The organism is Nocardiopsis sp. NPDC055824 (assembly GCF_053616335.1).
In genome coordinates this window covers 1-10,417 of record NZ_JBSHDN010000213.1, presented here as the reverse complement: position 1 = coordinate 10,417, position 10,417 = coordinate 1, and the positions used below count along the sequence as shown (strand labels likewise).

Sequence of the window (10,417 nt, the reverse complement as noted above, 5' to 3'; positions counted from 1 at the left end):
GCCCCGCACGGACCGGTCGCCCCGGACGCGCTCCGCCCCCCGACCTCGCCGGGGGGCGGAGCAGGACCGCTGCGCGGCCGGGGAGAGCGAAGAGCGGCTGCGCCCTCGGCGGGCCCACCGCGGGCCGCTACGCGGCCAGGGAGAGGACCACCCCGGCCTGGTGGGCGGGGGCGGCGACGGGGGCGACCGGCGCGCGCCGGAAGTCGCCCGGGCCGGTGCGTGTTCGCGTGAGCGGGACCATCACGGTCCGCTCGTACAGTGCGGCGAGCACGTCGGCCATGCTGAGGCCGAGGGAGCGGTAGACGGCGGCGAGGACCTCGGAGGAGGCCTCCTTGCGCCCGCGCTCGATCTCGGACAGGTAGGGGAGGGAGACCTGGGCGTCCTCCGCCACCTCGCGCAGGGTCCGGCCCTGCTCGGTCCGGGTCCGCCGCAGGAGGTCGCCGATGAGGTCCCGCATGAGCGGTTCCGGCGGTTCCTCGGCGCGGTGACCCCTCCGGGCCTCGTCCAGGGAGCGTAGGACGTCGGTCATCGGGTCCTCCCGGTGGGTGAGCGGTGGTCTCCTCCGAGCGTACGCCGCGGCCGGGAGGCGCACGGCGCCCTTCTGCGGAAGGCAGAACCGGCCGGGGACGGACGCGCCACCGCGCCCGGGGACCCTCCGGCACCTTCCCGCCGTCCGGGCCGCGCACGGCCCTCCCCCGGGCTCAGGGGCGGGCGATGCGGTCGACCACCCCGTGCACCCCGGCGCGGACCCGCTCCTCGGACATCCCGCGCTCCTGGCGCTGGTGCACGTGGAGCGCGGCCTCCAGGGGGGTGAGCAGGGCGTCCGCCAGGTAGGCGTGGTCGGCGTCCGGGCGCAGTTCCGCGACCAGGGAGACCAGGTGCGCGTGGTGGGCGGCGTAGGCCCCGCTCCGGTAGCGGGCCCGGGGAGAGGCGGTCTCGGCGACGGCGAGGAGTTCGGCCTGGGCCTCCAGGCGGTCGACGAAGGCGTCGGCGAAGGCGTGCAGCCGTTCAAGGGGCGGCGCTCCCGGCCCGAGGGGCGGCGGGCCTTCGAGGAAGCCCCTCTGGAACTCGTACTCCTGGGAGTCGACCATCGCGTGGGTGAGCCCGGCCAGGTCGCCGAAGCGCCGGTAGACCGTGCCCACCCCGGTGCCCGCGCGGGCCGCCACGGCCTCCAGGGTGAGGCCCTCCGTGCCGTGTTCGGCGTGGAGTTCGCGTGCGGCGGCGAGGAGGGCCTGGCGGTTGCGGGCGGCGTCGGCGCGCTCGGGGCGCGCCGCTCCGGCCATGGGGAGCGTCCGGCGCCGCGGCCCGGGGCCGCTCACGGGGACGCCTGCGGGGGTTCCTGGTGACCTGCGAACACGCGGCGAGTATAGCCAGAACCCCGCCATCCCCTTGTAAGTGGAAAAAATTCCACTTAGTATCGGCCGCACGGGGAGCCCTCCCCGGACACACCACCCCCAGCAACGCACCAGGGAGCCGACATGGCCCACGACAGCACACGGAGTCCCCTCGCCGGACGGGTCGCGCTCGTCACGGGCGGCAGCCGCGGGATCGGCGCAGCGATCGTCCGCAGGCTGGCCGCCGACGGCGCCGACGTGGCGTTCACCTACCTGAACGCGCGGGAGCGCGCCGAGGCGCTGGTCCGCGACGCCGAGGCGGCCGGGGTCCGCGCCCTCGCGGTCCGCGCCGACTCCGCCGAACCGGACCGGATCCGCGAGGCGGTCGACCTCGTCCACGCGCGCCTGGGCGGACCGGACATCCTGGTGAACAACGCGGGGATCGCCGTCTTCGGCCCCTTCGGCGACGCCACCGTGGCCGAGTTCGACCGGTCGATGGCCGTCCACGCCCGCGCCGCGTTCGTCGCCGCCCAGGCCGCCGTCCGGCACATGGGGCCGGGGGGCAGGATCATCGGCGTCGGGACCAACCTGAGCGAGCGCGCCTCCCTCCCGGAGGCCACCCTGTACACGACGAGCAAGGCGGCCCTGGTGGGGCTGACCCGCTCGCTGGCCCGCGAGCTGGGCCCCCGGGGGATCACCGTCAACCTCGTCCACCCGGGGTCCACCGACACGGAGATGAACCCGGCCGACGGCCCCGGCGCGGACGCCGAGCGCGCGCTGACCGCCCTGGGGCGCTACACCGACCCGGAGGACGTGGCGGCGTCGGTGGCCCACCTGGCCGGGCCGGGCGGGCGGAGCATCACGGGGACGTCGATCCTGGTCGACGCCGGGGCCAACGCGTGAGCGCGCCGCACCCTTCCGAGTGGCTCCCTCTCCCCTGGGCGCTGCTCCTGGCCGCCGCCGCCCTGGAGGTGGTGTGGGCGCTGGCGATGAAGGAGTCGCACGGCTTCTCCCGGCTCTGGCCGAGCGCCCTGGCGGTGGGCGCCGCCGCGACCAGCTTCACGCTGCTGTCCCTGGCGCTGCGCGACCTGCCCGTCGGCACGGCGTACGCGGTGTGGGTCGGGCTCGGCGCGGCCGGGGTGGTCCTGGCCGGGATCGCGCTCCTCGGCGAGGCCGTCAGCCCGCTGCGGATCGGCTTCGTCGTGCTGATCCTGGTCGGCGTCGCGGGTCTGCACCTCGTGGAGGGGGCGGCGCCGCCCTCGCGGGAGGGGGCGCCGGAGGCCTCCGGCGACCGGGGCTGACCGCGGCCCCATGCGGAGGGGCGGGTCCGCCGACCGCGGGCGGCGGCCGGCGCCCGTCGGGTCCGCCGACCGCGGGTCAGGTGTCGTCCACCGCCGCGCGCAGGTCCCGCAGGAGCGTGAGCACGACGGGTCGCAGCGAAGGCCTTATGGCGTCGAAGACCTGCCGCTGCTTGCGCTCCATCTCCTTGCGCCGGATGGCGAGGACCCGCTCACCCTCCTCCGTGAGCGCCACCACCGTGCTGCGCTCGTCCCGCTCCGAGCGGCGGCGCGCCATCATGCCCTTGCGCTCCAGCTGTTGGATCATGCGGGTGGCGGAAGGAGAGGAGACGCCCACGATCTGGGCGACGGCGCCCACACTCGGGTTGTCCATGCCCCGCACCGCCTCCATGAGCAGGGCCTGCGTCAGAGTGAGTTCTTCGGCACCCCGGTGTCCGTGGCCGCTGCGCGAGCGCGCGTGTATGGCCGCGTTGATCAGTTCGGTCCAGGCACGCTGGAACTCTTCGAGCTCGGCACTTGGCTGCTCGGCACTTGGCTCGTGGGTCTCGTCGGGCACGAAACGGTCCTCGCAGGCTGGGCGGGCGCCGCGGGTCCTCCGACCCGCGCGGTGGTTTGACGTTTGTGTAGTCTAACTATTAAATAGCTTAGGCACGCAAGTTCATAAGCATCCATGCCCCCACAAACCGTAGCGACACCCCGTCCACGCGTCCGCTTGTGGACGACGAGGACCGCCGCTGGGGGCAGTGGACGTCCGCCCGGCACCGGGCGGGCCCGGACCGGTCCGGGAGGGGCGCATTGACAACAGTGCTGATCGCGCATTTCATCGCAGCGGCGATCGCACCCTTACTGGTACGCCAGTGGGGCCGCAACGCGTTCTTCGCCCTCGCCGTCGTCCCCGGCGCGTCCACCGTCTGGGCCCTCTTCCAGACCCCCGCCGTCCTGCGCGGCGGCGAGCTCTCGGCCTCCGTGGAGTGGGCCCCCGAGTTCTCGCTCAGGCTCGGCCTGTACATGGACACGCTCGGGCTGGTCATGACGCTCATCGCCGCCGGCGTGGGCACACTGATCCTGGTCTACTGCGCCCGCTACTTCAACGACTCCGAGCCCGGCCTGGGCCGCTTCGCCGGGGTGTTCGTCGCCTTCGCCGGGGCCATGCTCGGCCTGGTCCTGGCCGACGACCTCATCCAGCTCTTCGTGTACTGGGAGCTGACCACGGTCTTCTCCTACCTCCTCATCGGGCACAACACGGAGCTCAAGGAGAGCCGCCGCTCGGCGATGACGGCCCTGACCGTCACCACCTTCGGCGGCCTGGCCATGCTGGTCGGCATGATCATCCTCGGCGAGACCGCCGGGACCTACGTGATCTCCGAGCTCGTCGCCGCCCCGCCCTCGGGAACCCTGGTCGAGGTCGCCCTCGCCCTCGTGATGGTCGGCGCGATGTCCAAGTCGGCGCTCTTCCCGTTCAGCCTGTGGCTGCCCGCCGCCATGCGCGCGCCCACGCCGGTCTCCGGCTACCTGCACGCCGCGGCGATGGTCAAGGCCGGCGTCTACCTGGTCGCCCGGCTCACCCCGGCCTTCCCCGACTCCGCCGTCTGGACCTGGTCGGCGCTGTTCTTCGGCGTGCTCACCATGCTGCTCGGGGGCTGGAAGGCGCTGCGCCAGTACGACCTCAAGCTCGTCCTGGCCTACGGCACCATCAGCCAGCTCGGCTTCCTCATCGTCCTGCTCGGCGCGGGCACCCGGGCCGCGGCCCTCGCCGGCGTGTCCATGCTCATCGCGCACTCGCTGTTCAAGGCGCCGCTGTTCCTCGTGGTCGGCATCATCGACCACAGCACCGGCACCCGCGACCTGCGTGAGCTCTCCGGCCTGCGCACCTCCATGCCCGGGACCTTCTGGATCTCGGTCCTGGCGCTCGCCTCGATGGCGGGCCTGCCCCCCACCCTCGGTTTCGCCGCGAAGGAGCTCGCCTTCGGCGCCTTCACAGAGGGCGGTCCCTTCGACACCGCCGTCCTCGTCGGCATCGTCACCGGCTCCGTCCTCACGGTCGCCTACAGCCTGCGCTTCCTGTGGGGGGCGTTCGCCGTCAAGGAGGACGTCCCGGACACCCCGGTGCACGCCCCCGGAGCTCTCTTCCTGGCGCCCGCCGCGGCCATGGCCGCGCTCGGCCTCCTGGGCGGACCGCTCTCCCTCCTCCTGGACTCCCTCCTCGCCCGCTACGCGGACACGGTGCCCCTGGCGCCCGGCGCGTACACGACGCACCTGGCGCTGTGGCACGGCTTCGAGCTCCCCCTCCTGCTGTCCGCCGTCTGCGTCGCGCTCGGCCTCGTGCTGTTCTACTTCCGCCACCAGGTCGTGTGGATCGGCACCCGCACCTCCTTCGTCGACCCCGACCGGGTCTACCGGCGGATGCTCGCGGCCCTGGAGAACCTGGCGCTCCAGGTCACCGGGCGGACCCAGCGCGGTTCGCTGCCGGTCTACCTCGGCACCGTCCTGGTCTCCCTGGTCGTCGCCGCGGGCTGGTGGATGGTCAGCGGCCGCATCTGGGAGGGGCCGCACCCCGAGGTGCGCCTCTGGGACACCCCGGTCCAGGTCATCCCGGCGGTGATCGTCGCCGGGACGGCCCTGCTGGCCCTGTTCGTGCGGCGGCGGCTGTTCGCGGTGATCCTCGTGGGCACCGGCGGCTACGGCATCGCCGCCCTCTTCTACCTGATGGGCGCGCCGGACATCGCGCTCACGCAGTTCCTGGTGGAGACCGTCAGCCTGGTGGTCTTCGTCCTGGTCCTGCGCCGGCTGCCCTCCCTCTTCTCGGCGCCCGCGCTGCGCGGCCGCCGGGTGTGGAACATGGCCATCGGCGCCGCCACCGGCATCCTGGTCGCCACGATGACCTGGTTCGCCCTCGCCGCGCGGCAGGCGCCCTCGGTCTCCGAGGGGTACCCCGCCGCCGCCGAGGAGGCCGGCGGGTACAACATCATCTCGGTGCTGCTGGTCGACGTCCGCGCGTGGGACACCATGGGCGAGATCTCGGTGCTCGCCGCCGCGGCCGCCGGCGTCGCGAGCCTCATGTTCGTGCGCCGCCGGGCACAGCCCCGCAAGGCTCCGGGCGGCGTGATGGCGGTGTCCGTCACCAAGTCCCCGGAGCCCGCCGGCGACCGGAGCAGCATCGACCTGGGCGAGCTGCGGATGGCACCGGACAGCATGCACATCAAGCCCAGGTGGAACAACGCCTGGCTGCCGGGCGCGGACGCCCTGCCCACCGAGCGCCGGTCGGTCATCTTCGAGGTCGTCTCGCGCTTCCTCTTCCCGGTGATCATGGTGATCTCCGTGTACCTGCTGCTCACCGGCCACACGGCGGTCGGCGGCGGGTTCGCGGGCGGCATCGTCGCCGGGCTGGCGTTCATCGTCCGCTACCTCGCCGGAGGCCGGTTCGAGCTGTACGCCACGGCGTGGGTGCAGCCGGGGGCCCTGATCGGCGCCGGGCTGGCGCTGGCCACCGGCACGGCGCTGGGCGGGGCGATCTTCGGCACCGACGTCCTCGCGGGAGGGGACGCCTACATCGACCTCTGGATCCTGGGCGAGGCCCACGTCACCGTGTCCATGATCTTCGACATCGGCGTGTACCTGCTGGTGATCGGCCTGATCCTGGACATCCTGCGCAGCCTCGGCGCCCGTATCGACGAACAGATCGAGAGGGACGCCGCACACGCGGAAGAGGACGCCAGGGCAGACGCGCTGGCCCGGGCCGAGGAGGTCACCTCGTGAACGAGTCACCCAGCCTGATCCTCGTCGTCCTCGTCGGCGTGCTCGTCGCGGTGGGGGTCGTGCTCCTGCTGGAGCGCAGCCTCACCCGTGTGCTGCTCGGCTTCATCGTGATGAGCAACGGCGTCAACCTGATGATCCTGTCGATGGCGGGGGAGGCCGGCGAGCCGCCGATCCTGTGGTTGTCCGAGCCGGAGGAGATGACCGATCCGCTGCCGCAGGCGATGATCCTGACAGCGATCGTCATCACCCTCGGCATCACCGCGTTCCTGCTGGCGATGGCGTACCGGAACTGGCAGCTCGAGGGCAACGACGAGGTCCAGGACGACGCCGAGGACATCAGGATCGTGCAGGGCGAGGGCCGCCGAGCGGTGCGGCAGCGCTTCGCCAAGGAGCGCCGCAGGCTCCAGGCCGACATCCGCCGCCAGCGCGCCGAGCTCCAGGCGACCATCGCCGCCGCCGACGCCCAGGAGCTGGCCGAGCAGGCCCGCATCAAGGCGGAGATCGCGGCGGCCCAGGCCGAACTGGCCCGCTACGAGGTCGAGGCCGAGGAGAGCGGGCCGGACGAGCGGTCGCAGGAGACCATGCGCAGGCTCACCGACCGCACGGAGAGCATGACCGCCCAGGTGCAGGAGCTGCGCGGGCGCATCCGCCTGGGACGCAGGCGGCTGCGCGAGCACCGCCGCGCCGACCGGGCCGCCGAGCGCGAGCTGTGGCGCGAGCTGCGCCGCCGCATCCGCTCGCAGCGGCGCCAGGCGCGCCAGACCATGTCGGCCGAGCGCGAGCGCCTGGCCCGCGCCGAGGACAGCGACCTGCAAGGGAGTGACTGATCATGGATGGGGAATACCTCGTCGGTTTCGTGCACTACCTCATTCCCCTGCCGGTGGTGCTCCCGCTGTTCGCGGCCGGGGTCAAGCTGGCCCTCGGCATCCGCTGGCCGCGGGTCCAGCAGTGGCTGAGCGTCATCTCGCTGGCCCTCGTGCTGATCATCGGGTTCGCGCTGATGCTGGGCGCCTACGAGTTCGGACCGCAGGCCGTGCAGGTGGGCGGCTGGGACGCGCCCATCGGCATCACCCTGGTCGCCGACCAGCTGTCCGCCCTGATGGTGACGGTCTCGGCGGCGATCACGCTCGCCGTGCTCGTCTACTCGATCGGCCAGGGCATGGCGGGCAAGGCCGAGGTCGCGCCGCTGTCGGTGTACCAGCCGACCTACCTGATCCTGGTGGCCGGCGTCTCCAACGCCTTCCTCGCCGGTGACCTGTTCAACCTGTACGTCGGGTTCGAGATCCTGCTGACCGCCAGCTACGTGCTGCTGACCCTGGGCGGCACCCAGTCGCGGATGCGTGCGGGCGCCATCTACGTGGTCGTGTCGCTGGTGTCGTCGGTGCTGTTCCTGATCGCCATCGCGCTGATCTTCGGGGCCACCGGCACGGTCAACATGGCGCAGCTCGCCGAGCGCCTCCCGGAGATCTCCCCCGACCTCAGGGTCGTCCTCCAGGTGATGCTGCTGTTCGCGTTCGGCATCAAGGCGGCGGTCTTCCCGCTGGCCGCCTGGCTCCCCGACTCCTACCCGACCGCCCCCGCGCCGGTCACGGCGGTGTTCGCGGGCCTGCTCACCAAGGTGGGCGTGTACGCGATCATCCGCGCCCAGACGCTCTTCTTCCCGGGCCAGGTCCTCAACGACCTGCTCATGTGGGTGGCCCTGGCCACCATGATCATGGGCATCCTCGGCGCGGTCGCGCAGACCGACATCAAGCGTCTGCTGTCGTTCACGCTGATCAGCCATATCGGCTACATGCTGTTCGGCGTGGCGCTCGGCAGCGAGCACGGCCTGGCCGGAGCGGTGTTCTACGTGGCGCACCACATCACCGTGCAGACGACGCTGTTCCTGGTCACGGGGCTCATCGAGCGCCGGGGCGGGTCGACGTCGCTGGACCAGCTGGGCGGGCTGGGTCGGATCGCGCCGGTACTGGCGGTCCTGTTCTTCATCCCCGCGATGAACCTGGGCGGCATCCCGCCGCTGTCCGGCTTCCTGGGCAAGATCGGCCTGCTCCAGGCCGGTGTGGAGGCGGGCACGCCGCTCTCCTACACGCTGGTCGGGGCCTCGGTCCTCACCAGCCTCCTGACCCTGTACGTGATCGCGCGGGTGTGGAACTACGCGTTCTGGCGGACGCCCTCCGAGGGCATGGTGGCCGAGCCCGGCACCGTGCTGGAGGACGTCGAGGCCGACGACGCGTCGACCGCGGCCCTGGGGCCGGGCGAGGCGGTCGGCCCGTCCTCCCGACTCGGCGACACCTCGACCCTGGCGGGCCCGGTCGTGACGTCCGTGGTCCTGCCCAAGAGCATGGTCGGCGCCACGGTCGCGCTGGTCGCGTTCGGCCTGGCCCTGACCGTGTTCGCGGGCCCGCTGATCCACTACTCCTCGGAGGCGGCGGTGGAGCTGATGGCCCGGACCCCGTACGTCGAGGCGGTTCTCGGAGGCGCCCGGTGATCGACCTGAAGGCGAAGAAGAGGATGGGTCTGGCCGCACTGCGGCGGCGCCTGGGCAAGGTCCAGGTCCCGGTGGCGCTCGGCATGACCCTGGTGTGGCTCCTGCTGTTCGACGGCTTCCGGCTGCGCTTCGAGTCCCTCGGCCTGCTGGTCCTGGGGTTCCTGGTGTCGGTCGTGATCATGCTGGTCTTCCCGCTGCCGCCGATCACCCCGGGGTTCCGGTTCCGGCCGGTGTACCTGGTCCGCATGCTCGTGTACGTGTTCGGCAGGATGGCCGTGGCCAGCTTCCGGGTGACGGTGCAGACCCTCTCCCCCGGCCCCGTGCGCAGCTCGGTGGTCGCGGTGCCGCTGCGCACCGAGGCCGACCTCATGCTGGTGTGCACGGCGATCGCCAGCTCGATCATCCCCGGCAGTGTGATCGTCGAGGTCTCCCAGCCGAACCACATCCTGTACGTGCACCTGCTGGGCGCGGACGACGAGAAGGGCATCGAGGCCGGCCGGGAGGACATCTGGAAGCTGGAGGAGCGGATCGTGATGGCTTTGGGCACCCGTGAGGACGTCGACGCGCTCCGTGCCGGACCGACCGTCGACGACCGGAGGGAGGACGCGTGAACATCCTGTGGATCGCCATCGGCCTCCTGCTCGGGGCGGCCGTCCTGCTGGGCGTGACCCGTATGGTGATCGGCCCCAGCATCCTGGACCGGGCGCTGTCCGTGGACGTGCTGCTCGCCTCGGCGCTGACCGGCATCGGCGCCTACGCGGCCTTCCACCGCGACCCGACGGTCCTGCCGACCCTGCTGGTGCTGTCGCTCCTGGGCTTCATCGGCTCGATCAGCATCGCCAAGTTCGTCGCCCGCCGCCCGGAGGAGCACGTGGCCACGCCGACCGAGCCCCCGGCCCCGGCCCCGGCCCCTGAGGAAGGGGGTTCGTCATGAGCGACCAGGTCGTCGCCGTCCTGGACTGGATCGCGATCCTGTGCCTGCTGGCCGGGGCGCTGCTCTCCCTCGTCGCCGGGGTGGGCCTGATCCGCTTCCCCGACCTGCTCTCCCGCATGCACACCGCGGCGAAGCCGCAGGTGCTGGGGCTCCTGCTGGTCCTGGTCGGGATCGGCATCCGGCTGATCCCGGAGGAGACCAACGTGTTCAACATCGGGACGCTGATCCTGGTGGGCCTGTTCCAGGTGGTGACGGTCCCCGTGGCCGGCCACATCGCCGCCCGGGTGGCCTACCGGACCGGGCGGGTCCACGCGGACCTGATCGTCCGCGACGAGCTGGCCGAGCGGCTGGCCGCCAAGCGCCGGGCCGACGGCGGCGGGGGGCCTCCCGAGACACGGGCCTGAGCCGGGGGGACCCGGTCCGCGCCGGAGAGGGGAACGGCCGGGGGAGGAGGTCCTCCCCCGGCCGTTCCGCGTGCCGCCGCCCACCGCGCCCCAGCGGGCGGCCGCGCGTGCGCGCGGCCCGGGGTCCCCCGGCCCGGGGCACCGGGCGGGGCGGCCGGCCCCGCCGGGGGTGGTGAGCCTCGACCGCCCGGGGGACCCGCGGC

11 protein-coding genes are annotated in these 10,417 nt (G+C 72.8%); 8 read left to right on the top strand and 3 right to left on the bottom strand.

The window, feature by feature from the left end; all coding sequences use genetic code 11:
• Window positions 1-127 precede the first annotated feature (127 nt).
• Together ACWGL3_RS27630 and ACWGL3_RS27625 are read right to left on the bottom strand one after the other, a co-directional pair.
• On the bottom strand, window positions 128-529 hold the full coding sequence (locus ACWGL3_RS27630; protein ID WP_344182387.1) for a helix-turn-helix domain-containing protein: 402 nt from the start codon (window positions 527-529) through the stop codon (window positions 128-130).
• 172 nt (window positions 530-701) lie between these two features.
• Window positions 702-1,283, bottom strand: a complete 582-nt coding sequence (locus ACWGL3_RS27625; RefSeq protein WP_344182385.1) for a TetR/AcrR family transcriptional regulator — start codon at window positions 1,281-1,283, stop codon at window positions 702-704.
• 195 nt (window positions 1,284-1,478) lie between these two features.
• Here ACWGL3_RS27625 and ACWGL3_RS27620 point away from each other — a divergent pair, with 195 nt between their 5' ends.
• Both ACWGL3_RS27620 and ACWGL3_RS27615 read left to right on the top strand, forming a co-directional pair.
• The gene (locus tag ACWGL3_RS27620) at window positions 1,479-2,237 is read left to right on the top strand and encodes an SDR family NAD(P)-dependent oxidoreductase (protein ID WP_267946913.1); all 759 of its coding nucleotides are present in this window, start codon (window positions 1,479-1,481) and stop codon (window positions 2,235-2,237) included.
• Window positions 2,234-2,635 carry a DMT family transporter gene (locus ACWGL3_RS27615; RefSeq protein WP_452461959.1) on the top strand — a complete coding sequence of 134 codons (402 nt, stop codon included), beginning with the start codon at window positions 2,234-2,236 and terminating at the stop codon, window positions 2,633-2,635. The genes ACWGL3_RS27620 and ACWGL3_RS27615 overlap by 4 nt, the downstream gene beginning before the upstream one ends.
• A gap of 76 nt (window positions 2,636-2,711) precedes the next feature.
• On the opposite strand, the gene ACWGL3_RS27610 is transcribed toward ACWGL3_RS27615, so the two are convergent.
• The gene (locus ACWGL3_RS27610) at window positions 2,712-3,188 is read right to left on the bottom strand and encodes a MarR family winged helix-turn-helix transcriptional regulator (RefSeq protein ID WP_267946915.1); all 477 of its coding nucleotides are present in this window, start codon (window positions 3,186-3,188) and stop codon (window positions 2,712-2,714) included.
• A gap of 248 nt (window positions 3,189-3,436) precedes the next feature.
• Here ACWGL3_RS27610 and ACWGL3_RS27605 point away from each other — a divergent pair, with 248 nt between their 5' ends.
• The 6 genes from ACWGL3_RS27605 to mnhG are packed head-to-tail and all read left to right on the top strand — an operon-like array spanning window position 3,437 to window position 10,214.
• Window positions 3,437-6,388, top strand: a complete 2,952-nt coding sequence (locus ACWGL3_RS27605) for a Na+/H+ antiporter subunit A (RefSeq protein WP_267950548.1) — start codon at window positions 3,437-3,439, stop codon at window positions 6,386-6,388.
• Window positions 6,385-7,215, top strand: a complete 831-nt coding sequence (locus tag ACWGL3_RS27600) for a Na(+)/H(+) antiporter subunit C (protein WP_267946916.1) — start codon at window positions 6,385-6,387, stop codon at window positions 7,213-7,215. The genes ACWGL3_RS27605 and ACWGL3_RS27600 overlap by 4 nt, the downstream gene beginning before the upstream one ends.
• 2 nt (window positions 7,216-7,217) lie before the next feature.
• Window positions 7,218-8,876 (top strand): Na+/H+ antiporter subunit D, encoded by a 1,659-nt coding sequence (locus ACWGL3_RS27595; RefSeq protein WP_267946917.1) that lies wholly within the window; start codon window positions 7,218-7,220, stop codon window positions 8,874-8,876.
• A complete protein-coding gene (locus ACWGL3_RS27590) occupies window positions 8,873-9,487 on the top strand; it encodes a Na+/H+ antiporter subunit E (RefSeq protein WP_267946918.1) in 615 nt (204 codons plus the stop codon). Before ACWGL3_RS27595 ends, ACWGL3_RS27590 begins: the two co-directional genes overlap by 4 nt.
• Window positions 9,484-9,810: a monovalent cation/H+ antiporter complex subunit F gene (locus ACWGL3_RS27585; protein ID WP_267946919.1), complete on the top strand. Its 327-nt coding sequence runs from the start codon at window positions 9,484-9,486 to the stop codon at window positions 9,808-9,810. Before ACWGL3_RS27590 ends, ACWGL3_RS27585 begins: the two co-directional genes overlap by 4 nt.
• Window positions 9,807-10,214 (top strand): monovalent cation/H(+) antiporter subunit G, encoded by a 408-nt coding sequence (mnhG, locus tag ACWGL3_RS27580; RefSeq protein ID WP_267946920.1) that lies wholly within the window; start codon window positions 9,807-9,809, stop codon window positions 10,212-10,214. The genes ACWGL3_RS27585 and mnhG overlap by 4 nt, the downstream gene beginning before the upstream one ends.
• The last annotated feature ends 203 nt before the right edge of the window (window positions 10,215-10,417 follow it).

Excerpts from the sequence above, each read along its gene's own strand:
- ACWGL3_RS27630 (WP_344182387.1), bottom strand. The coding sequence starts at position 529 with ATGACCGACGTCCTACGCTCCCTGGACGAGGCCCGGAGGGGTCACCGC.
- ACWGL3_RS27625 (WP_344182385.1), bottom strand. The coding sequence starts at position 1,283 with ATGGCCGGAGCGGCGCGCCCCGAGCGCGCCGACGCCGCCCGCAACCGC.
- ACWGL3_RS27620 (WP_267946913.1), top strand. The coding sequence starts at position 1,479 with ATGGCCCACGACAGCACACGGAGTCCCCTCGCCGGACGGGTCGCGCTC.
- ACWGL3_RS27595 (WP_267946917.1), top strand. The coding sequence starts at position 7,218 with ATGGATGGGGAATACCTCGTCGGTTTCGTGCACTACCTCATTCCCCTG.
- mnhG (WP_267946920.1), top strand. The coding sequence starts at position 9,807 with ATGAGCGACCAGGTCGTCGCCGTCCTGGACTGGATCGCGATCCTGTGC.